The organism is Allobosea sp. BH3, assembly GCF_025499465.1.
In the GTDB taxonomy this organism is placed as follows: domain Bacteria; phylum Pseudomonadota; class Alphaproteobacteria; order Rhizobiales; family Beijerinckiaceae; genus Allobosea.
In genome coordinates this window covers 180,075-200,233 of the sequence record NZ_JAIMCA010000004.1, presented here as the reverse complement: position 1 = coordinate 200,233, position 20,159 = coordinate 180,075, and the positions used below count along the sequence as shown (strand labels likewise).

21 protein-coding genes are annotated in these 20,159 nt (G+C 66.0%); 9 read left to right on the top strand and 12 right to left on the bottom strand.

What is annotated here, in order from left to right; genetic code table 11:
- Positions 1-11 precede the first annotated feature (11 nt).
- From BoBH3_RS13790 to BoBH3_RS13760, 7 genes are all read left to right on the top strand, one after another.
- The gene (locus tag BoBH3_RS13790) at positions 12-179 is read left to right on the top strand and encodes a hypothetical protein (protein ID WP_262331389.1); all 168 of its coding nucleotides are present in this window, start codon (positions 12-14) and stop codon (positions 177-179) included.
- 58 nt (positions 180-237) lie between these two features.
- Entirely contained in the window at positions 238-765 is a 528-nt protein-coding gene (locus tag BoBH3_RS13785; protein ID WP_262331388.1) for a SixA phosphatase family protein, read from the top strand.
- On the top strand, positions 762-2,207 hold the full coding sequence (locus BoBH3_RS13780) for a YcjX family GTP-binding protein (RefSeq protein ID WP_410050599.1): 1,446 nt from the start codon (positions 762-764) through the stop codon (positions 2,205-2,207). Before BoBH3_RS13785 ends, BoBH3_RS13780 begins: the two co-directional genes overlap by 4 nt.
- Before the next feature lie 25 nt (positions 2,208-2,232).
- Entirely contained in the window at positions 2,233-3,246 is a 1,014-nt protein-coding gene (locus BoBH3_RS13775) for a YcjF family protein (RefSeq protein ID WP_262331387.1), read from the top strand.
- A 183-nt stretch (positions 3,247-3,429) separates the two neighbouring features.
- Positions 3,430-4,863 carry a flagellar hook protein FlgE gene (locus BoBH3_RS13770; protein WP_262331386.1) on the top strand — a complete coding sequence of 478 codons (1,434 nt, stop codon included), beginning with the start codon at positions 3,430-3,432 and terminating at the stop codon, positions 4,861-4,863.
- Positions 4,864-4,921: 58 nt separating this feature from the next.
- Positions 4,922-6,805 carry a flagellar hook-associated protein FlgK gene (flgK, locus tag BoBH3_RS13765; protein WP_262331385.1) on the top strand — a complete coding sequence of 628 codons (1,884 nt, stop codon included), beginning with the start codon at positions 4,922-4,924 and terminating at the stop codon, positions 6,803-6,805.
- A gap of 4 nt (positions 6,806-6,809) precedes the next feature.
- Positions 6,810-8,330 (top strand): hypothetical protein, encoded by a 1,521-nt coding sequence (locus BoBH3_RS13760; protein ID WP_262331384.1) that lies wholly within the window; start codon positions 6,810-6,812, stop codon positions 8,328-8,330.
- 88 nt (positions 8,331-8,418) lie between these two features.
- Here the strand turns inward: BoBH3_RS13760 and flaF are convergent, their stop codons facing one another.
- The 8 genes from flaF to BoBH3_RS13720 form a co-directional block, all read right to left on the bottom strand.
- Complete coding sequence (gene flaF, locus BoBH3_RS13755; RefSeq protein WP_262331383.1) at positions 8,419-8,790, bottom strand: flagellar biosynthesis regulator FlaF; 372 nt, start codon at positions 8,788-8,790, stop codon at positions 8,419-8,421.
- Positions 8,774-9,166, bottom strand: coding sequence for a flagellar biosynthesis repressor FlbT (flbT, locus tag BoBH3_RS13750; protein ID WP_262331382.1), 393 nt, complete (start codon positions 9,164-9,166; stop codon positions 8,774-8,776). Before flbT ends, flaF begins: the two co-directional genes overlap by 17 nt.
- A gap of 52 nt (positions 9,167-9,218) precedes the next feature.
- Entirely contained in the window at positions 9,219-10,619 is a 1,401-nt protein-coding gene (locus tag BoBH3_RS13745; protein ID WP_262331381.1) for a flagellin N-terminal helical domain-containing protein, read from the bottom strand.
- A 287-nt stretch (positions 10,620-10,906) separates the two neighbouring features.
- Positions 10,907-12,289, bottom strand: a complete 1,383-nt coding sequence (locus tag BoBH3_RS13740) for a flagellin N-terminal helical domain-containing protein (RefSeq protein ID WP_262331380.1) — start codon at positions 12,287-12,289, stop codon at positions 10,907-10,909.
- 277 nt (positions 12,290-12,566) lie between these two features.
- Positions 12,567-13,019 (bottom strand): hypothetical protein, encoded by a 453-nt coding sequence (locus tag BoBH3_RS13735; protein WP_262331379.1) that lies wholly within the window; start codon positions 13,017-13,019, stop codon positions 12,567-12,569.
- Positions 13,020-13,217: 198 nt separating this feature from the next.
- A complete protein-coding gene (locus tag BoBH3_RS13730; RefSeq protein WP_262331378.1) occupies positions 13,218-13,706 on the bottom strand; it encodes a hypothetical protein in 489 nt (162 codons plus the stop codon).
- Positions 13,693-14,064, bottom strand: a complete 372-nt coding sequence (locus BoBH3_RS13725; protein WP_262331377.1) for a rod-binding protein — start codon at positions 14,062-14,064, stop codon at positions 13,693-13,695. The genes BoBH3_RS13730 and BoBH3_RS13725 overlap by 14 nt, the downstream gene beginning before the upstream one ends.
- Positions 14,064-15,197 (bottom strand): flagellar basal body P-ring protein FlgI, encoded by a 1,134-nt coding sequence (locus BoBH3_RS13720; RefSeq protein WP_262331376.1) that lies wholly within the window; start codon positions 15,195-15,197, stop codon positions 14,064-14,066. Before BoBH3_RS13720 ends, BoBH3_RS13725 begins: the two co-directional genes overlap by 1 nt.
- A 276-nt stretch (positions 15,198-15,473) precedes the next feature.
- Here BoBH3_RS13720 and BoBH3_RS13715 point away from each other — a divergent pair, with 276 nt between their 5' ends.
- Positions 15,474-15,890, top strand: a complete 417-nt coding sequence (locus BoBH3_RS13715; protein WP_262331375.1) for a flagellar assembly protein FliX — start codon at positions 15,474-15,476, stop codon at positions 15,888-15,890.
- Between the two features lie 118 nt (positions 15,891-16,008).
- Here the strand turns inward: BoBH3_RS13715 and BoBH3_RS13710 are convergent, their stop codons facing one another.
- From BoBH3_RS13710 to BoBH3_RS13700, 3 genes are all read right to left on the bottom strand, one after another.
- Positions 16,009-16,554 (bottom strand): 2,4'-dihydroxyacetophenone dioxygenase family protein, encoded by a 546-nt coding sequence (locus BoBH3_RS13710; RefSeq protein ID WP_262331374.1) that lies wholly within the window; start codon positions 16,552-16,554, stop codon positions 16,009-16,011.
- 89 nt (positions 16,555-16,643) lie between these two features.
- A complete protein-coding gene (locus BoBH3_RS13705) occupies positions 16,644-17,381 on the bottom strand; it encodes an SDR family NAD(P)-dependent oxidoreductase (RefSeq protein WP_262331373.1) in 738 nt (245 codons plus the stop codon).
- Between the two features lie 78 nt (positions 17,382-17,459).
- Positions 17,460-18,272 carry a hypothetical protein gene (locus BoBH3_RS13700; RefSeq protein ID WP_262331372.1) on the bottom strand — a complete coding sequence of 271 codons (813 nt, stop codon included), beginning with the start codon at positions 18,270-18,272 and terminating at the stop codon, positions 17,460-17,462.
- Positions 18,273-18,478: 206 nt separating this feature from the next.
- Between BoBH3_RS13700 and BoBH3_RS13695 the strand changes: the two genes are divergently transcribed.
- Complete coding sequence (locus BoBH3_RS13695) at positions 18,479-19,693, top strand: NADP-dependent isocitrate dehydrogenase (RefSeq protein ID WP_262331371.1); 1,215 nt, start codon at positions 18,479-18,481, stop codon at positions 19,691-19,693.
- A 126-nt stretch (positions 19,694-19,819) separates the two neighbouring features.
- Here BoBH3_RS13695 and BoBH3_RS13690 read toward each other — a convergent pair whose 3' ends face one another.
- The gene (locus BoBH3_RS13690; RefSeq protein ID WP_262331370.1) at positions 19,820-20,116 is read right to left on the bottom strand and encodes a cupin domain-containing protein; all 297 of its coding nucleotides are present in this window, start codon (positions 20,114-20,116) and stop codon (positions 19,820-19,822) included.
- Positions 20,117-20,159 lie beyond the last annotated feature (43 nt).

Sequence of the window (20,159 nt, the reverse complement as noted above, 5' to 3'; positions counted from 1 at the left end):
ACGAGCCCAGGATGAGCCGCTCCAGCTTCATTGCCCTGGTCATCATCCTGACGGTTCTGATCATCTTTCTGGCCCGCCTGCAGAAGGAAAAGCGAAAAGGCGCGTCCGATACGGGCAGTGGCGGGTCCGACAGTGGTTGCGAGGTGGGCGATGGCGGCGGAGGTGACGGCGGCGATTGACTGCCGATCTGCTCCCGATGCTCTCGTAATTCGCAGCCGGCGCCGCTAGATATTCTCCATGCGACGCCTCATGCTCCTGCGCCACGCCAAGTCCAACTGGCCCACCGGTGTGGCCGACCGCGACCGACCGCTCGCCGCACGCGGGCGGGAGGCCGCTCCGGTGATGGGGCGCTATCTCGCCGACGAATTGCTGCTGCCCGATCTGGTGCTGGTCTCGCCGGCGCGGCGGACGGTCGAGACCTGGGATCTCGTCGCGCCGATGCTGCCTTCGAGGCCGGCTGTGCAGTTCGAGCCGCGCATCTACGAAGCCGGGACGGACCGGCTGCTTGATGTCGTGCAGGCGATCGAGGGCGATGTCCGCACCCTGCTGATGATCGGCCATAATCCCGGCTTCGCCGATCTCGCGGCTGGTTTGACCGGCCATGGCGACCGCTATGCGGCGGCGCGAATGGGGCAGAAATACCCGACCTGCGGGCTCGCGGTGCTCGATTTCGCCGTCGAGGACTGGCGCGACGTCGCCGAGCGCGGCGGCCGGCTCGACAGGTTCGTCACACCGGCGTCGCTGGGTGAAGGCCCCGACGAGTGAGCGATGCCTCCTATCTCGACAGCGCCCGCAATGCGGCGTTGGCTTTCGGCGACAGTCTGCTGGGGTTGGCGCGGCCGCGCCTGCGGGTGGGCGTCACCGGGCTTTCGCGCTCGGGCAAGACGGTTTTCACCACCGCCCTGATCCAGAACCTGATGGAAGGGGCCAGGCTGCCGGTTCTGAAGGCTGCTTCAGAAGGGCGCGTCGCGCGCGTGCGCCTCGTGCCGCAGCCCGATCCCGACGTGCCGCGCTTTCCCTATGAAGCGCATCGTACCGCGATGAACGGGCCGGACCGGCGCTGGCCGGAGTCGACGCGGCGCATCTCGGAGCTCCGGGTCGAGATCGATTACGAGCGCGCCGCCGGCTGGTTCAAGGGGCCGGCGACGCTGACGCTCGACATCGTCGACTATCCCGGCGAATGGCTGCTCGACCTCGCCCTGATCGGGCAGGATTACAAGGCCTGGTCGGCGCAGGCCGTCGCCGACGCGCGCAAGGCCCATCGGAAGGCGTCCGCCGCCGAATGGCTCGCCGATCTCGTCAAGCGAGGTCCCGAGGGGCCGCCGGACGAGCTTGCCGCGGAGGCGGCGAGCGACCTGTTCAAGGGCTATCTCGCAAAGCTGCGGGCCGACCCCGAGGCCGTGGCGGTGACGCCGCCCGGCCGCTTCCTGATGCCGGGCGATCTCGAGGGCTCGCCGGCGCTGACCTTCGCGCCGCTCGATCTGCGCCATGACAGCGAGCCGAAGCCGGGCACGCTGGCGGGGCTGATGGCGGAGCGCTTCGAGGCCTACAAGCGTGTGGTGGTCGCGCCCTTCTTCCGCGACCATTTCGCCCGGCTCGACCGGCAGATCGTGCTCGTCGACGTGCTGGCGGCGCTCGATGCCGGCGCGCCGGCGCTGGCCGATCTGGAAACCGCTCTGGGGCAGGCGCTCGCCGCCTTCTCGGTCGGGCGCAATTCCTGGCTGTCGAGCCTGTTCGCGCCGCGCATCGAGCGCGTGCTCTTCGCCGCGACCAAGGCGGACCATATCCACCATGGCAGCCATGACCGGCTGGCGGCGGTGATGTCCCATCTCGTCGGGCGGGCGTCGACGCGGGCGCAGGGCGCGGGCGCGCAGGTCGAGGCGATGGCGCTGGCGGCGGTGCGCGCGACGCATGAAGTCCGGATCAGGCAGGGCCGCGAGGAGCTACCGGCTATCGCCGGCGTGCCGGAGGCCGGGGAGGAGATCGACGGACAGGTCTTCGATGGCATTGCGGAAGCCGCCGTGTTTCCGGGCGAACTGCCGGAGCGACCGGAAGCGATCTTCGATCCGAAGACGCATTGGCAGGTGCGGGCGCCGCGCTTCCGGCCGCCGCTCATCCAGCCGGATGCGGGCGGGCGCGTGAGGCCGCCGCCGCAGATCCGCCTCGACCGCGCGCTGGAATTCCTGATCGGCGACAGGCTGGCATGAAGGGCGACATGAACAGGTTCGGGCCATGACCAAGGCACCGCGCGCAATCCGTCTCGACAGCCCCGGCGAAGGGAATGTCGTCGGCGAAGCAACTGCCGTCCGCCGTGGCGACGTCGCGATCCTACCGGAGAGCGAGCCGATCGATGCCGTGGAGCCGGCAGCGCTGCCTCCGGCGCGACGCCGTTTCTCCTGGGGCTCGCTCTTCGTCGCCGGGCTTTCGGGGTTTCTCGCGCTGGCGGCCGGGGTCTGGGTCGAGAACACCATCTCCTCGCTGATGAGCCAGAGCCCGGTGCTCGGCTATACGGCGCTGGCCTGCGCCGTGGTCGCCGTGCTGGCGCTCGTCGTCATGTGGGCGCGGGTGCTGCGCGACATCCTGCGCGAGCGGAAGGTCGAGGCCCTGCGCGAGCGCGCCATCGCAGCGCTCGCAGGCGGCACGCCGGACGAGGGCCGGGCGATCGCGGGCGAACTCATCGGGCTCTACAAGAGCCGGCCGCAGACCGCGCAGGGCCGCGCGGCGCTCGAAACGGCGTTGCCGCAGCTCTTCGCCGCGCGCGATATGCTCACCGTCGCGGAGCGCAGCCTGCTCGCGCCGCTCGATGCGCAGGCGCAGGCGCTGATCGCCCAGGCGGCGCGGCGCGTTTCGCTGGTGACGGCGGTGAGCCCGCGGGCACTGGTCGACGTCGTCTTCGTGCTGGTCGCCTGCGCGAGGCTCCTGCGTGCCATCGCCGGCATCTATGCCGGACGGCCGGGCACGCTCGGCCTCGTCAGGCTGGCGCGGCAGGTGCTGAACCATCTCGTCCTGACGGGCGGCATGGCGGCGGGCGATGCGGTGATCCAGCAGGTGGTGGGGCAGGGGCTCGCGGCGCGGCTTTCGGCCAAGCTCGGCGAGGGCGTGATCAACGGCATGTTGACGGCGCGGATCGGGCTGGCGGCGCTCGCGGTATGCCGGCCGCTGCCCTTCGTCGAGGCGAGGCCGCCGACGCTTTCGGACGTCGCGGGCGATCTGACCTCCTGGCGCGGCGAAACGGCGGCCGATTAGGCCCTCGACCCGGCAGAATCTGCCGGCCGCGCCGAATCTGCCCGGTCGGGACTGCCGCGACACGCTTCGTAAAGCATCCAACTCCTTGAAATATAACCCGTCGCGGCATGGCATAAGCCGTGCAATCCCAGCCTTAGAGTTGCGGGCCGCCCTTGGGGGGCAGCTGGTTGAGGCGAGGGTATCATGGGTGTTTTCAGTGCGCTGACGACAGCGGTTACAGGGATGACGGCGCAGTCCTATGCGCTCGAGAACATCTCCGGCAACATCGCGAATGCGCGGACGACCGGCTACAAGCGCATCGACACGACCTTCTCTGACCTCGTGCCGGATACGGCACTGAACCGGCAGATCGGTGGCTCGGTCGCCGCCTACAGCCTGGCGACCAATACGATCCAGGGCGACTTGCAGGCCACCCGCATCGACACCAATGTCGCGATCAACGGCGATGGCTATTTCGTGGTCGACCAGCGTGCCTCCGGCATCGGCGCGAACATGCAGTTCGACGGCAAGAACCTCTATACCCGCCGCGGCGATTTCGATTTCGACGCCAACGGTTATCTGGTCAACGGAGCCGGCTACTACCTCAAGGGCTTCAAGATCGACCAGACGACCGGGCAGCTCATCGGCACCCAGCCGGATGTGATCCAGATCGCCAAGACGCAATTCCCCGCCAAGGCCACGACGTCCATCGAATTCAGCGCCAATCTCCCGGCCTATCCAAAGACCAACAACGCCGACAGCACGGTGCCGGGTTCGGAACTACTCTTCAACCCCGCTTCCACCTTCGCGGCGAGCTATCCGGACAGCTCGGCGCTCTCTGCAAGCCAGCCCACGACCGTGATCGCGGGCAGCGAGGTCACCAACTTCCTGACGCGCTCGATCGAGGGTGGATCGGTGACGGTCTACGACCCGCTCGGCCAGGCGGTTTCCGTCAATCTGCGCTGGGCGAAGGTCGATAATGGCAACCCCGCGGCGGTGCCGCCGACGACAGGCACCTGGCAGCTCTTCGTCGCTGAGAATACCGGCGCGACGGGCGCGGCTCAGGTCGCCTATCGTAGCGCGGGCGTGAACGTCACCTTCGGGACGACTGGCCAGCTACTCAATCCGGCTGGTGGCAGCATCCAGCTCCCGCAGCTGACGATCGGCGGCACGGCGATCAGCACTGCCACCAATCCGATCGATCTGACTTTGGGCGCCAACGGCCTGACCCAGAACGGCGACGTCAGCGGCCTTATCGACGCGCGCAGCATCCGGCAGGACGGCTACACCGCCGGCACGCTGGACCGGGTCTCGGTCAACTCCGAAGGGGCGGTGATCGGCACGTTCAGCAACGGCCAGATGGTCGCGCTCGCCCAGATCGCGACGGCGCGCTTCAACGCCGACAACTCGCTGAAGCGGCTCGATGGCGGCGCCTTCGAGGAGACGGTCGAGTCCGGTCCGCCGATCACCGGCCTCGGCACCTCGCAGCTCGTCGGCGGCAATGTCGAGCAGTCGAATACGGACATCGCCGACGAGTTCTCGAAGATGATCATCACCCAGCAGGCCTACTCGGCCAACACCAAGGTGATCAGCACGGCGCAGGACATGCTGTCTGCGGTGTTCAACATCATTCGCTGAGGCTTCTGCCAAGGGCGGCGCGGCCCAGGAGGGCCGCTTCTAGCGACAGGAGTTGAGGATGGGTCTGAGTACCTCCCTGAACACGGCGATCGGCGGGCTCAACGCCACGCAGCTCGGCATCGGCGTCGTCTCGCAGAACGTCGCCAATGCCGGCACGACGGGCTATGTCCGGCGCGCTGTTTCGACCGTCGAGGATTACTCGGGCGGCAATTCCAGCGTCCAGACCAGCCATGTCCAGCGGCTGCTCGACAAGATCGTCCAGCACCAGCTTTGGCAGGAGGCTTCGGGCGCCGGCTACACCTCCACGCGGGCGAGCGCGCTTTCCAACCTCGACAAGCTTTACGGCGCGCCGGGCAGCTCGACGGCCCTCGACACGATCTTCAACAAGTTCACGTCCTCGCTGCAGGCGCTGCAGAACGACCCGTCCAACTACAATCTGCGCACGAATGTACTGGATGCGGCTTCGGGGCTGGCGCGCCAGCTCAACACGCTCTCGGCCGGCGTGCAGACGCTGCGCAGCCAGGCGGAGAGCGGCATTGCCAACGGCGTCACCAAGGTCAACGAACTGCTCGGTGCGCTGACGGACGTCAACACCCGCATCGTCGCGCGGCCTAACGACAACAGCACGGCCGACCTGCGGGACCAGCGCGACAGGATCCTGTCGGAGTTGTCGCAATATGTAGACATTAAGACAACCGAGGATGCGCGCGGCAGTATCTCCGTCATCACTGGCTCCGGCACGCAGCTCTTCGACGGGCACCCGACGGTCAAGTTTTCGTTCGACGAGCATTTCGGCCTGGGTGCAGACGATCAGTGGACGTCAGATCCTGCCACCCGCGGCGTCGGCACCATCCGGATGCTGGATACCTCCGGCAACGCCGCCGATGCGATCGCCAACAAGGTGTTCCGCTCCGGCGAGATCGCCGCGAATATCGAGTTGCGCGACAAGACGCTGGTCCAGGCCCAGGCGCAGCTCGACGAAATCGCGGCACAGATGTCGCGGGCGCTCTCCCAGCAGCAGATCGACGCCACCCTGACGCCAGGCCCGGCGAGCCAGGGCGATTTGGCCTTCGACCTGTCGAACCTGGCTCGAGGAGATACCCTCACCTTCGACTATCAGGCGACGGCGGGTGGCGCGAAGCAGCGGTTGACCTTCGTCAATGTCGCGGCTGGCACCACGCTGCCCGCTTCGGCGATGGGCGATGCCAACAACCGCGTCATCGCCGTCGACTTCTCGGCGGGACCAGCCGCCGTCCAGACCGCGATCCAGAACGCGCTCAACACTGCGGCGGGCGCCGGCGGTTTCACCGCGACCTACGACGGCACGACGCTCAACATCGTCGACGACGGCGCGGCCGGCACGCGCGACGTGCTTGGTCTGACCGCGCGGCCGACCAGCACGACGCTGTCCTCCGCCGGCGGACCGGCGGAGTTGCCTTTCTTTGTCGACGGGCTCGCTGGCACGCCCTTCACGGGGTCCTATGAAGGCGGCTCGCAAACCGTCGGCTTCGCTTCGCGGATTGCGGTCAATCCGGAGCTCATCAAAAATCGTGAGCTGCTCGTTGTTCACGACAGCGGCTTGCCGACGCCGGAAGGCGACGATACGCGCCCGCAGCTCATGCTGGACCGGCTTACCAAGAGCCAGCAGGCCTTCACCAACGCGGTCGGGCTCGACGGCAACAGCGCCACCCAGAACACGACGATCGCCAACTATGTGCAGCGCGTCGTCTCCTCGCAGGGGCAGGCGGTAGAGGCCGCCAAGCGCCTGGACGAGGGCCAGCAGGTCGCGCTCGCCTCGATCCAGAGCCGCTTCCAGGAAACCTCGCAGGTCAATGTCGACCAGGAAATGTCGCTGTTGATCGAACTCCAGACGGCCTACGCCGCCAACGCCCGCATCATCTCCACCGTCAAGGAGATGATGGACGTGCTGATGAGAGTGTAAGCTCATGACCATCACTGCCTACGGAACCGGTGCCTACCGCGCGGCCAAGCCGAACAATTTCGTTTCCAGCCGCGCCGAGCTCGACGATCTCCAGCGCCAGCTCGACACCCAGCAGCGCGCCACCAGCTACGGCGATCTCGGCATCGACCGCCGCGTCAGCCTCGACGTCAACGGCAAGCTCTCCTCGATCAATTCATGGCTCGATGGCATCGGCCTCGCCGATGTGAGCTTGAAGCTGCTGACCTCGTCGGTCGAGAATTTCGCCAAGCTGACGAACGGCACGCGCGCCGACGCCAGCGCCGACGGCTATATGGAGACCTCCACCGGACAGTCCCCGCCGCAGATATTGGCGCAGGAGAAGCTGAAGCAGACGCTCGACCTGCTCGATAGCTCGGTGAATGGCCGCTATCTCTTCTCCGGCAAGACCTCCGACAAGCAGCCGACGGCAACGTTCAACGAGATCATGGATGGCGACGGCGCCGGCAAGGCGGGCGTCAAGCAGCTCATCGACGAGCGCCAGCAGGCCGATCTCGGCTCCGGCCTCGGCCGGCTGAGCGCGACCGTGGCCGCGGCGACGGTGACCGTCGCCGAGGAAGCGGTCGCCCATCCGTACGGCTTCAAGATCTCGGGCGCGACCTCCAGCTCCGCCGCGATCACCACGACGCTCACCGCCGGCCCGCCGGCCAGCCTCGCCGTCGATGTCGCGACATTGCCGGCGGCCGGCGATAAGGTGACCTTCAAACTCACCCTTCCTGACGGCACCCAGGAGGAGATCGTACTGACGGCGCGAGCCGCCGACACCGAGCCCCTGATGCCGAACACCTTCGAGATCGGCGCCGACGTCAACGCCACGGCGGCCAATCTGCAGGTCGCGATCACGGAAGCGCTCGGCAAGGAGGCGCGCTCATCGCTTTCGGCGGCGTCCGCGCAGGTGGCGGCCCAGAATTTCTTCGCCGGCAGCAACAGCAATCCGCCGCTGCGTGTGCCGGGCCCGCCCTACGCCAGCGCGACGCTGCCGCCGACCAACACCGGCGCCTATGCGACCAGCACGGTGATCTGGTATCGCGGCGAAGACGGCACCGATCCGGCGCGCTCGACGGCGACGGTCCAGGTCGATCAGGCGCAGACGGTGCAGATGGGGGCTCGCGCGAACGAGGAGGCCTTCCGTATCGGGCTCGCGCAGTTCGCGATCATGGCGACCGAGACCTTCCCGGCCAGCGATACGGAATCGAAGGTGCGCTATCAGGCGATGACCGACCGCGTCAGCGAGCGGCTCGGTTATGGCGGCACGGTGCAGAAGCCCACGGAAATCGTCACCGATCTCGCCTCGGCGCAGACCGCGATGGCGAGCGCCAAGGAGCGCCATACGACGACCAAGAGCTATCTGACGACCGCGCTGGAAGGCGTCGAGAACGTCAAGCCGGAAGAGGTCGCGATGCAGATCCTGGCCCTGCAGAACCGACTGCAGGCGAGCTATGAGGTGACTTCGACGCTGTCGAGACTGTCGCTGACCAACTACCTCTGAGTTCGCTAAGTCTCAGTCCGATCAAAGAAAAGCGCCGCCCGGAAACGGCCGGCGCTTTTCTTTGATCGGACTTGACGGCAGCGGCGCCTCAGCGTCCGCGCAGGCCGGCAGCGATGTCGCGGTTGATGTTGATCAGGACGCCGAGGCTCTTGGCCTGCGGCTCGGCCGCGATCCTGAAGGTCTGGTTGAAGATGAAATTCGCCAGAGCGAGGATGTTCTGCTTGATCTCGACGGGAAGCGGATTGTCTTCCGCGATCACGGCGGAGACGAGCAGCGTCCAGAGCCGGCGATTATAGGAAAGTGCTTCGTCGAGCTCGGCTGCGCGTTGATCCCAGTCGTCGGCGATGATCTGCAGGCGCGTGGCGGCCTTGACGAGGAGGGAGGCTTCGAGTTCGCGGGGGGATACGACGGTCTGGGCTGTTTTGGCAGCGGCGGCGTAGGCGTTAAACCCGTTTTGCATTCTCGATCAGATCCGCTTCGTAGGCGATCAGCTTTCTGGCCGCTTTCAAGGCCTTGTACAGGTCGCCGCTTAAAATGCGGTTATTGATCTCGTGAACATGCTCGAGAGCGCTGGGCGCTGCCGCGAGGAAATCGCGCACGAGCTGGAAGAAGACCTCGTGCTCATAGGTCGGGTCTTGTGCCAGATACATGAGCTGGATGGCGAGATAGATCTTCTTGGCCGGGCTGTCGGCGCTGGCGGCGGTGAGAATGTCCTTCTCGCGCAGGATCGGCGCGTCGCCCTCGATGAAGAAGCGCGTGCGCTGCTCGTCGTTGCGGATGACGACCTGCCCGATGATGATCCGCTCGCGCGGTTTGAGCTCGACCTTGAGGGCCATATCGGTCCTGCCTTCTGGCTGGAGGGGAGGGGCGCTGTCTTCCGGCGCGAGATCAGCCGAAGAGACGCAGAACGCCCTGGTCGGCCTGGTTGGCGAGCGAGAGCGCCGTCTGCGAGAGCTGCTGACGGGTGTTGAGGGCGAGCAGGCTGGCGCCTTCCTCGTTCGGATCCGCCAGGACGAGGTTGTCGGCGCCGGTCTTCAGCACGTTGACCATTTCCTTGGTGAAGTCCTGCCGGGTCTGCGCGACCGAGAGGTTCGAGCCGAAGGTCGAGGCCAGCGAGCGCAGCGAGGTCAGCGCATTCTTCAGCGTGTCCCCGGCCTTCTCGAGATCCAGGTCGTTCTGGAAGTTGATGAAGCCGTCGAGCTGGGTGTTGGTGGCCTGGTTGATGCCAAGCGTCGCCGAGCTCAGGATCGAACCCTGCACATCGAGCTTGGTCTGGTTCGCGCCGGTCTTCTCGTTGAAGATGATCGACAGCCGGTCGCCCTGGAGCAGGTTGATGCCGTTGAAGCCGGTGTCCTTGGCGAGCTTGTCGATCTGCTCGCGCAGGTCGTTGAACTGCTGGATCAGGTTCGAGCGGATCGAAGAGGTCAGGTTCTGACCCTTGATGCCGGTGCCGGCCGTGGCATCTGCTGCGAGGAAGCCGAGGGCGGTGTTGCTGTTGGTACCGGCTGCGCCGGCATTGGTGATCGCCAGCGCATCGGCGGCGGCGATGTCCACCGCCGATGTCGAGGCCGGGTCGGACTTGCCGAAGCCGAATTGCAGCTCCTCGGAACCGACGCCCTTAACGTTGAGCTGGCCCTTCTCGTCGACGAAGGCGGTGGCGATGCCTGATTTGTTGATCTCGTTGACGACGTCGCGGAGCGTCGCGTTGGCGCCGTTGAAAGCGGCCGTGTAGGTCTTGTCGTTGGGCGCCGTGCCTGTCTTGAGCGAGATCGCGAGCCGTGTGCCGTTGGCGCCGGCCGTGAGACCAAGGTCGCCCGACCGCGTCGCCGTCGCAGTGGTGGCCACGCCGTTGTCGGCGGGCACGCCAGTGGCGATGTCGACGATGCTCTTGTCGAGCGCGAGGTCCTTCAGGCTCTTCGAGGTGAGCGTCGCCTCGGCCGCGGACGCCAGCCCCGTGCCGGACTTGGTCGGACGGTTCTGAGCCGCGTCGGACTGGGCCTGCTTGATCACCGACTGGAGCGTCTGGACCATCGTCGTGGCGCTGTCGATGCCCTTGGAGGCCGCCTGAATGGTCTGGATGCCATTCGAGATGCCGTCGAGCAGGCCAGTGAGCTGGCTCGATCGATCGTTCAGGGTCAGCGACGTGAAATAGTTGACCGGGTTGTCGATCGCGGAATTGACGCGCTTGCCGGTGGCAAGGCGATTCTGGATCACGGTCTGCTGCGCCGTCGTCTGCTGCAAGGTCAGCAGATTCGAGCGCACGCCGCTTGAAAGGATAGTTCCGGCCATCTTCGGGTCCCCTGAAACGCGAATCCGCGCCCGCAAGTTCGATGGGACCGATAATTCATTGTTAAGGATAAAAAAGGGTTAACGGCGCCGGAGCCGGTTAAGCATCTGCGAAATTCCCGGCAGGAATGCTTCAGCCCTCTTCCTTCGAGACGCGCTTCTGCGAAGCGCTCCCCAGGATGAGGGCTTATCGTGATCGCCAAAATGCAGAAGGCGGCGGAGCTTTCGCTCCGCCGCCTTTTGTCTTCGCCCCACCTTCTGTGGGGGGATCCGCTTCTGCGGACGAAGGATCAGAACAGACGCAGGACGCCCTGGTCGGCCTGGTTCGAGAGCGACAGAGCCGTCTGCGAGAGCTGCTGACGGGTCTGCAGCGCGAGCAGGGAGGCGGCTTCGGCGTTCACGTCGGCGTTGACGAGGTTGTCGGCGCCGATGGTCAGGACGTTGGCCATGTCCTTGGTGAAGTCCTGACGGGTCTGCGCGACCGAGAGGTTCGCACCGAAGGTCGAGGACAGGGACTTCAGAGAGGTCAGAGCACTGTTCAGCGACTCGCCAGCCTTCGCCAGGTCGGCGTCGTTCTGGAAGTTGGTGAAGCCAGTGATCTTGGTGTTGTTCGCGGAGATGATGCCGAGGTTGTCGGACGTCAGGTTGGTGCCCTGAATGTCCATCTTCGACTGGTTCTTGCCGCCCTTCTCGTTGAAGGTGACCGTCAGACGGTCGCCCTGCAGGAGGTTCAGGCCGTTGAACCCGGAGTCCTTGGCGAGTTCGTCGATCTGCGTGCGCAGGTCGTTGTACTGCTGGATGAGGTTCGAACGGACGGACGACGTGATGTTCTGGCCGGTGATACCGCTACCGGCGGTGACATCGTCAGCCTCGAAGCCGAAGCTGGTGTTGTCGTTCGTGGCGGTCGCGGCGGCGGTTGCCGACGCGGTGCCTGCGGTGTCGAATTCGGTCTGGGTCGGGGCGCCAGCGGCTGCCGGGGCGAAGACCACAGTGTCGATACCGAACTGGACTTCCTCGGAGCCGTTGCCCTTGATGTTGAGCTGGCCCTTCTCGTCGACGAAAGCGGTGGCGACGCCGGACTTGTTGATCTCGTTCACAACGTCACGGACGGTGGCCGTGGTGCTCTTGAACGAGGCGGTATAGGTGTTGGTGTCCGACTTCAGGTAGATGCTGGTCATCGACTCACTGCCAGCCGCCAGGGCGGGACCGCCGATGTTACCGGAATAGGTCGCAGTCGCGTCGTTCGCAACGGCGGCGTTGTTGTCGGTAATGCGCTTGTCGAGAGCGATGTCCTTCAGGCTCTTGGAGGTGACGGCCGCTTCAGTGGCGGTCGCGAGAGCCGTGCCGGCCTTGGTCGGGCGGTTCTGAGCCGCGTCGGCCTGAGCCTGCTTGATGGTGGACTGGAGGGAGCCGACGAGCTTGGTGATGCCGTCGATGCCCTTCGAGGCCGCCTGGACAGTCTGGATGCCGTTCGAGATGCCGTCGAGCAGGCCGGTGAGCTGGCTCGAACGATCGTTCAGTCCGACGGCAGTGAAGTAGTTGACGGGATTGTCGACCGCCGAGTTGACCTTCTTACCGGTCGCGAGGCGGTTCTGGATGCCGGTGGACTGCGAGGTGACGCTCTGCAGCGAGGTGAGAGCGCCGCGAACGCCGGCGGAAAGAGTAACAGCCATGATCGTCTACCTTCTGGTCAGTTTGCCATTCTGGCGCCCGTCCATTCTGGCCGGGTCGAGCGGACATTCGGGCGCCGCTCCGTAACAACTGGTAAATTTCGGCGGTCGCATTGCCGCCAGATCGGGCAAAGCCGGCGCGTGGTTAAGCGGATGTAAAACGGGGCTGGCCCGGCCCTTCATCGCCCCCAGTCTGCGAACGTCGCCTGTGCGGCGCTCCCAAACGCAAACCGCCCGCGCGAGGCGGGCGGTTTGCGTCGGAAGGCCGGGGGCGCTTGTTTCAGGCCGAGCGCTCGAGTTCGTGGCGGCTTTCCTGGGCCTGGCGTTCGAGCTCGGCGAGCTGGCGGGTATAGAGGCGCATCTTGATCAGCGTCTCGTCGGGCAGCTGGGAGACGGTCTCGCCGGTGTCGGTGTTCTTCTTCTGCAGGATGACCGAACGCGTGCGCGGATCGACCACCAGCTTGCGCTCCACCGTTTCGTCGAGCGTGCGGTTCGAGTTGCGGCCGTTCTGCTGTGCTTCGGCGGTGCGCTGTTCGCCATTGGTGCGGATCTGCGCGTCGCGCGCCTGCGCGCCCAGCTCGACATTGACGGCGACGCCGGCGGAGGCGGATTGAACGGTCTTCTCGGGAGGAAGCTCTACTGCGACGCTGCCCTGCTGGGCATTGACGTCCGAACGGCTGACGACCAGGACGCCCGGCGCGGGCGCGAGCCTGGGTGAATTGCTAAAATCCATGACCCACTCCTTCTGGAGTCATTCACGGCGCCGTTGCGCCGCCTCCTCTTAAAGGCGGACACTCTGCCGCCGGATGTCGTGGAGCGTGTCAGAGAAGACTGAATATGACGTAAGGGAATTAGGTAAATATTGAGGCTTGCTGACGTAGCCGCGCGCCAGATGACTTCGCCCGCGCTCCGCCCGGGAGACGTTTCGCTTTTAAAGGCTCCGCGAGACGACCAGCGGGCCGGAGTTCGGGCGGGCGAAAGCACCGGCGCCAACCGAGACGGCGGGGCCGTAGCCGGCGGCCCGCGCGGGCTTGTTGGCGTCGGCGGCAAGATCGCGGATGACGGCTTCCGAGACGGCGCGGGCTGTGGCGAGTACGATCCGGTTCGTCTCGATCAGCAGCTGGAAATCGAGATGTGCTTCCTTCAGCCGCCGGACCTGATCCGGGACGAAGCGGGCAAGCGCGACGGCATTGAGCTTCACCTGCTCGACACCACGCATATAGACGCCGCCGAGTTCGGTTTTGCGGGCCTCGCGGCTCAGCGCCTCCGGCAGGCGGCCGGCGCGGATCAGCTCGGTCTCCTCGCCGACGAGATGCGACAGGGCTCCGAGCGCTTCCAGCACGGCCTCGATCAGCGCGCGGGCGCCGAGCGCGTCGCTGATGCGCGGACGCTCGTCGAGCAAGGGCCTAGCCGCCGACATTCTGTGCTCCGCTGGTGTTCTGGGCCTGAAGGCCGATCAGATCGCGCATGATCTGGTCCGAGAGGCCGATGCCTCCGGCCTTCTGGATCTGCTTGGCGTATTGCTGGCTGAGCTGCGAGCGCCAGATGCCGCCGCCCTGGCCGTTCTCGCCGAGGGGGCCCTCGGTGCCTTCGCTGCTGGCGAAGAGCCGTTCGGTGAACTGCTCGAGAAACATGGTCTCGAAGTCGTCGGCCTGCTTCTTGGCCTTGGCCTTCGCCGGGTCGAGCGCCTCGGCGATGCCGTTGACGACTTTGCCAGCCACTTTGCCGGCGACGCCGAGCGCGAGATTGGCGGCGGGGAGAGCGAGAGCGGCGGTCATCACATCACCTCGATTTCTGCCTGGAGGGCACCGGCCGACTTGATGGCCTGGAGGATGGAGATCAGGTCGCGCGGGCCGATGCCGAGCGCGTTCAGCCCGTCGACGAGCTCCGCCAGCGAGACGCTCTCCTTGACGAGGGCGAGCTTGTTGGTGTTGCCGGTGTCGACCTTCACGTTGGTGCGCGGCGTCACGACCGTCTGCCCGTTGGAGAACGGCTCGGGCTGCGAAACCTGCGGCTGCTCGCTGATCGTGACGGTGAGGTTGCCCTGCGCCACCGCGACGGTGGAGACGCGCACATCCTTGCCCATGACGATGATGCCGGAGCGCTCGTCGATGACGATGCGGGCGAGCTGGTCGGGCTCGACGCGCAGCTGCTCGATGTCGGTGAGCATCTTGATCATGTTGCCCTTGAAGCGCGGCGGAATCTGCAGGACCACGGTCGAGGGGTCGGTCGGCTCGGCGGACTCGCCGCCGATGAAATCGTTGATCGCGGAGGCGACGCGGCGCGCCGTGGTCAGATCCGGGTTGCGCAGCGAGAGCCGCAGGGTCGAGAGCTTGTTCAGCGCGAAGTCGATCTCGCGCTCGACGACGCCGCCATTGGCGATGCGGCCGACCGTGGGCACGCCGCGGGTGATCTTGCTGGCGTCGCCCTCGGCCGAGAAGCCGGAAATCGCGACCGGGCCCTGCGAGACGGCGTAGACCTCGCCATCGGCGCCGAGCAGCGGCGTGACCAGCAGCGTGCCGCCCTGCAGCGACTTGGAATCGCCCATGGCCGAGACGGTGACGTCGACGCGCGTGCCCTGCGTGGAGAAGGGCGGCAGGTTCGCAGTGACCATCACCGCCGCGACGTTGGCGGTGCGCATATTGGCGCCGCGCGTGTTGACGCCGAGGCGCTCCAGCATCGCCTGCAGCGACTGCTTGGTGAAGGGCGTGTTGTTGAGCGTGTCGCCGGTGCCGTTGAGGCCGACGACGATGCCGTAACCGAGAAGCTGGTTGGAGCGCACGCCCTCGACCGAGGCGAGATCCTTGATCCGCGACAGCGCGAAGACCGGCTGCGCGGTCAGCGCGACCGCCACCGCGAGCGCGGCGGCCAGCGGCTTTAGCAGCGAGGTCAGGACGGGGTTGCGGAACATTGCTCTCGGCACCGGAAACAGAAACGGTGCTTCGTCCTTGCCAGCCGCGTGCCAATCCGCTCGAAAACGAAAATCGTTTTTTATCAAATGTTTGGAGTTCGGCGCCATGCTCCGGCAAGGCTCTTCCGCAGGGTGCTTCCTGCCGGGCGGCAGTTTCTGCCGGGTCGTTTACCAGCTGTTAACCATGCCGGAGCGAGGCTCGCGCACGTTTCGCAGCATCGGCTTCATCCGAAAACCGCGGTCCATTTTTCGGGCCGATGCTCCCAAGAGGCCGCCATGATCAGGATCGACCAGCGCGCGCCCGTCTCGAATACCGGCCCTACCGGTTCCGCGAGGCGCTCTAGCGGCGCATCCTTCTCGCTTCCGACGCAGGATTCAACCGAATCTGCGAGCACCACCCGCAGCGCCGGGGTCGGCGCGGCAGGGTCGCTCGACATGTTGCTTGCCGTGCAGGAGCAGGGGGATCAGCAGGAGCGCAAGCGCCGCCAGGCGCGGCGCGGCAACGATCTGCTCGACGGACTCGACCGGCTGAAGGCGGCCCTGCTCGCCGGCCGCGTGCTGCCTTCCGAGCTGGAGCGGCTGCGAGCCACGCTGACGCAGCAGCGGGAGGCCACCGACGATCCGCGCCTCGACGAGGTGCTGGCCCATATCGAGCTGCGCGCGGCGGTCGAGCTGGCGAAGCTCGGGCGCTGACCGACACGCTTCATTCTCGGGCGGCGCGAAGCCCCACCCGAGAGTCTCGGGCCGTAAGAGGCGCAAGAGTCTCCTCGTCAGGAGATGCTCGGGTCAAGCCTGAGCATGACGGTGAACCTCACCGAATGAACTGGTCGACATACTCCGCGCCGAGGCCGTTCTGCGCGTAATGCGCTCGGCATTTGTCGATGCGGGTGAAGACGTCATCATAGCCCAGGCACTTGCCGTCCGGGTCGACATAGATCATCGCCCCGTTCACCTGGAACATGGTGATCATCTCCTCGACGTCCGGATCGACGACCAGCGTGTGCGTCTCGCCCGGCGCCTCGTAGACATAGCTGCCCTCGGTCGCGACCCAGTCATGTTCGAGATAGCGCCACTTGCCCTTGAGCACATAGCCATGGACCGGCAGCGGATGGCGGTGGCGGGAGAGCACGCCGGCCTTGCGGACCTTGAGCAGGTTCATCCAGTAGCCGCGCGAGACGCAGAGGAGCAGGGGACGGAACCAGACATTATCGTCGACCGGAACCCAGACGCGCTCGTCGGTCGGGATCACGTTGGGGACGACGAGCTCCGGAGGCGATTCCTTCGGCTGGGGATGGCGATAGGGCGTCCAGCGCTCCTCCGTCGTCGCGGCGACGGGCATCGGGCTCGTCTCGTTCATGGCTTCTCTCCCATATTGGCTTTTTGATTCAAGAGCTGCTCAAACTGATTCAGCCGCTTGGCCCATGTTTTTGATATTCATCAGTTTTCTTAGACGGCGAGATAGCCGCCATCGACCGGCAGAATGGCGCCGGTGACGAACTGCGCCGCGTCCGAGAGCAGGAAGACGATGGCGCCGCCGACATCGCCGGGCTTGCCCCAGCGGGCCATCGGCGTGCGCGCCAGGATGGGCGCCGAGCGCACGGCGTCGTCGACCAGAGGCCGCGTCAGCTCGGTCTCGATCCAGCCGGGCGCGACGGCGTTGACCCGGATGCCGTCGGCGGCCCAGGCGGCGGCGAGCGACTTGGTGAGCTGGCCGATGGCGCCCTTCGAGGCGGAGTAACCCGGCGCGAAGGGTGAGCCGTGGAAGGTGAGCATCGATGCGATGTTGACGATGGCAGCGCCCGTCTTGCCGGGCAGCTTCGCCGTGAGCTTGTCCTTCGCTGCCAGGCACATCCGCATGGTCCCATTGAGGTTGACCTCGATGGTCAGGCGGAAGGCGTCGATCTCGAATTCCTTGCCGCCGCGCTGGATGATGCCGGCGCAGTTCACCAGCGCGTCGATGCGGGGGCAGGTGGCGACGATCGCCGCGACCTCGTTGTCGCGCGTTACGTCGAGGCGGGCGTGGCGGATGGCGGGGTGCGGCGGGGCAGCCGCGACCTCCTCTTCGGTCAGGCCCGTGGCGAGGACGTCGTAGCCGGCCTGGGCGAGCGCGAGCGCGGCGCCGGCGCCGATGCCGCGCGTGCCGCCGGTGACGAGAGCGAATTTCGTGGGAGCGTGCTTGGTCATGGCCGCGAGGCTAGAGCGACGGGCCGCGCGGGGAAAGCCCGCCCGTTGCAGGTCGCCATGTCCTGGCGGGCGGGGCTGCTACTGCAGCCTGTATTTGAACGAGAGCAGGGCCGTGCCCCGCGTTTCGAAATCGCTGGCGACAAGCGGCAATTTGCGCGCTAGGGACACGTCCAGCGAGGTCTGCCAGGGCAGGTCGGCGGGCTTGGCGAGATCGACCGAGAGCTTCACCTCGGGCGTGAGGGCGGAATTGAAGCGGCCATCCGTCGCGAAGACGTAACTGCCGCCCATGCCGAGCTGCGAGGTCAGCGTCAGGTGCTCGAAGATGCGCTGGCGATAACCGACCACCGCATCGCCGGTCTGCTCGGGCCGGCCGGCAAGCGTCGTATTGCCGCCTGTCGAGAGCCCCCAGACCAACCCTGTGCTTGCCGCCACGGGTTGGGCCAGCCTCCAGCTCAGCCGCGCATCCCGAGCGGAGCCGGCCGCGGCGGATTGTGAAAGACTGGTCTGGACCGAGAGGGCATCCTGGCCGAGCTTGAAGCCGACGGAGCGATCCCGGTTCGGTCCCATCGTGTCGGCGCGGGCGGCAAATCCCTCGCGGATGATGTCGACCGGGATGGGGGCGCGGGCACGCAGATGGGCGCCGGAAGAGGCGGCCGCCCGGCCGGCTGCGGCGAGGCCGGGCTGGAACAGCAGCGTATCTACGCCATCCTGAGCAGCAGGCATCTCGGATGCCTCTTCCGCCGCCGGGTCTAGAAGCGCGGCGCGCGGAATCGGCAGCGTCGGCAGCTGCGGCGCCTCGAACGGCTCGGCCCAGGCCGGAGTCAACGCGGCATAAACGATTGGCATGACCGGAAACAGGCCGGCTGATCTTCTGACGGTGGTGCGAAGCACGACGGTCGTCCTTGCGCTGACGAGCGTGAGCGCAAAGCCTGGACGGCGAACGCGACGATTTTGCGGCAGTGCAGCATTCGGGCTCGATATTGACCGAAAGCTGCGCTTCCCCCGTCGCCGCGAACCGGCTAGGAAGCGTCCAGCCTGAGCTGGGGCCAGCGCCGCAGCTGCGGATCGTTCTATTTTGAGAGCACAGGGGTCATCGCATGAGCAAGATCAAGGTCGCCAACCCGGTCGTCGACATGGACGGCGACGAGATGACCCGGATCATCTGGCAGAAGATCAAGGACACGCTGATCTTCCCGTATCTCGATCTCGAACTCGACTATTATGATCTCTCCGTCGAGAACCGCGACGCGACCGACGATCAGGTTACCATCGACGCCGCCAACGCCACCAAGAAGCATGGCGTCGCGGTGAAGTGCGCCACCATCACGCCGGACGAAGGCCGCGTGAAGGAGTTCAATCTGAAGTCGATGTGGAAGTCGCCGAACGGGACGATCCGCAACATCCTCGGCGGCGTGATCTTCCGCGAGCCGATCATCTGCAAGAACGTGCCGCGCCTCGTGCCGGGCTGGACCCAGCCGATCGTGATCGGCCGCCACGCCTATGGCGATCAGTACCGCGCCACCGATTTCAAGTTCCCCGGCAAGGGCACGCTGTCGATCAAGTTCGTCGGCGAGGATGGAGCCGTCATCGAGAAGGAGGTCTTCAAGGCCCCCGACGCCGGTGTCGCCATGGCGATGTACAATCTCGACGAGTCGATCAAGGACTTCGCCCGCGCCTCGCTGAACTACGGCCTGATCCGCAAGTACCCGGTCTATCTCTCGACCAAGAACACCATCCTCAAGACCTATGACGGGCGCTTCAAGGATATCTTCGAGGAGATCTACCAGGCCGAGTTCAAGGCCGAGTTCGACAAGCTCGGCATCACCTACGAGCACCGCCTGATCGACGACATGGTCGCTTCCGCGATGAAGTGGTCGGGCGGCTATGTCTGGGCCTGCAAGAACTACGATGGCGACGTGCAGTCCGACACCGTGGCGCAGGGCTTCGGCTCGCTCGGCCTGATGACCTCGGTGCTGATGACGCCGGACGGCAAGACCGTCGAGGCCGAGGCCGCGCACGGCACCGTCACCCGCCACTATCGCGAGCACCAGAAGGGCAAGGAGACCTCGACGAACTCGATCGCCTCGATCTTCGCCTGGACCCGTGGCCTCGCCCACCGGGCCAAGCTCGATGGCAATACGGAGCTCGCCAAGTTCGCCTCGCTGCTGGAGAAGGTCACGGTCGACACGGTCGAGGCCGGCGACATGACCAAGGATCTCGCGCTGCTCGTGGGAGCCGATCAGAAGTGGCTCTCGACGACCGGCTTCCTCGAGAAGGTCAGCGACAACATGCGCAAGGCGATGGCGGCCTGATTCAGGCCTCACGCTTGTGAAACGGGAAGCCCGGCCGAGAGGCCGGGCTTTTTCATGGGCTCATCCACTCGCACCTAGAGGCCCGCGCTATTCTTCGAAGCGTCGAACCGATGCAACTGCCGTTGCTCAGCGCTTGATCTCGATCTCGATGAAGGTGAGGTGCGTGTCGCCTGCGTTCTTCACGTCGTGCTTCACACCGGCCGGCCGGATGTAGCTCTGGCCGGTCTTGACCTCGGCTTGCGTCACCACGCCGTCGACCTCATAGGCCATGGTCGCGTCGGTCATGATGACGACGGCGTAGTCCATGCCGTGCTCGTGCCAGCCCGTCGTCGCGCCCGGCTCGAAATCCCAGCGCGTGATCTTGGCCTTGTCGTCCTCGGTGAGCAGCGTGGCGACGGCTGGGATTGTGCATTCGAACGGCATGGGACGTCATTCTCCTCGGTAAAGGCAGTGGGGCAGGATGGCC

Excerpts from the sequence above, each read along its gene's own strand:
- BoBH3_RS13790 (WP_262331389.1), top strand. The coding sequence starts at position 12 with ATGAGCCGCTCCAGCTTCATTGCCCTGGTCATCATCCTGACGGTTCTG.
- BoBH3_RS13785 (WP_262331388.1), top strand. The coding sequence starts at position 238 with ATGCGACGCCTCATGCTCCTGCGCCACGCCAAGTCCAACTGGCCCACC.
- BoBH3_RS13775 (WP_262331387.1), top strand. The coding sequence starts at position 2,233 with ATGACCAAGGCACCGCGCGCAATCCGTCTCGACAGCCCCGGCGAAGGG.
- BoBH3_RS13770 (WP_262331386.1), top strand. The coding sequence starts at position 3,430 with ATGGGTGTTTTCAGTGCGCTGACGACAGCGGTTACAGGGATGACGGCG.
- flgK (WP_262331385.1), top strand. The coding sequence starts at position 4,922 with ATGGGTCTGAGTACCTCCCTGAACACGGCGATCGGCGGGCTCAACGCC.
- BoBH3_RS13760 (WP_262331384.1), top strand. The coding sequence starts at position 6,810 with ATGACCATCACTGCCTACGGAACCGGTGCCTACCGCGCGGCCAAGCCG.
- flaF (WP_262331383.1), bottom strand. The coding sequence starts at position 8,790 with ATGCAAAACGGGTTTAACGCCTACGCCGCCGCTGCCAAAACAGCCCAG.
- flbT (WP_262331382.1), bottom strand. The coding sequence starts at position 9,166 with ATGGCCCTCAAGGTCGAGCTCAAACCGCGCGAGCGGATCATCATCGGG.
- BoBH3_RS13745 (WP_262331381.1), bottom strand. The coding sequence starts at position 10,619 with ATGGCCGGAACTATCCTTTCAAGCGGCGTGCGCTCGAATCTGCTGACC.
- BoBH3_RS13740 (WP_262331380.1), bottom strand. The coding sequence starts at position 12,289 with ATGGCTGTTACTCTTTCCGCCGGCGTTCGCGGCGCTCTCACCTCGCTG.
- BoBH3_RS13735 (WP_262331379.1), bottom strand. The coding sequence starts at position 13,019 with ATGGATTTTAGCAATTCACCCAGGCTCGCGCCCGCGCCGGGCGTCCTG.
- BoBH3_RS13730 (WP_262331378.1), bottom strand. The coding sequence starts at position 13,706 with ATGTCGGCGGCTAGGCCCTTGCTCGACGAGCGTCCGCGCATCAGCGAC.
- BoBH3_RS13725 (WP_262331377.1), bottom strand. The coding sequence starts at position 14,064 with ATGACCGCCGCTCTCGCTCTCCCCGCCGCCAATCTCGCGCTCGGCGTC.
- BoBH3_RS13720 (WP_262331376.1), bottom strand. The coding sequence starts at position 15,197 with ATGTTCCGCAACCCCGTCCTGACCTCGCTGCTAAAGCCGCTGGCCGCC.
- BoBH3_RS13715 (WP_262331375.1), top strand. The coding sequence starts at position 15,474 with ATGATCAGGATCGACCAGCGCGCGCCCGTCTCGAATACCGGCCCTACC.
- BoBH3_RS13710 (WP_262331374.1), bottom strand. The coding sequence starts at position 16,554 with ATGAACGAGACGAGCCCGATGCCCGTCGCCGCGACGACGGAGGAGCGC.
- BoBH3_RS13705 (WP_262331373.1), bottom strand. The coding sequence starts at position 17,381 with ATGACCAAGCACGCTCCCACGAAATTCGCTCTCGTCACCGGCGGCACG.
- BoBH3_RS13695 (WP_262331371.1), top strand. The coding sequence starts at position 18,479 with ATGAGCAAGATCAAGGTCGCCAACCCGGTCGTCGACATGGACGGCGAC.
- BoBH3_RS13690 (WP_262331370.1), bottom strand. The coding sequence starts at position 20,116 with ATGCCGTTCGAATGCACAATCCCAGCCGTCGCCACGCTGCTCACCGAG.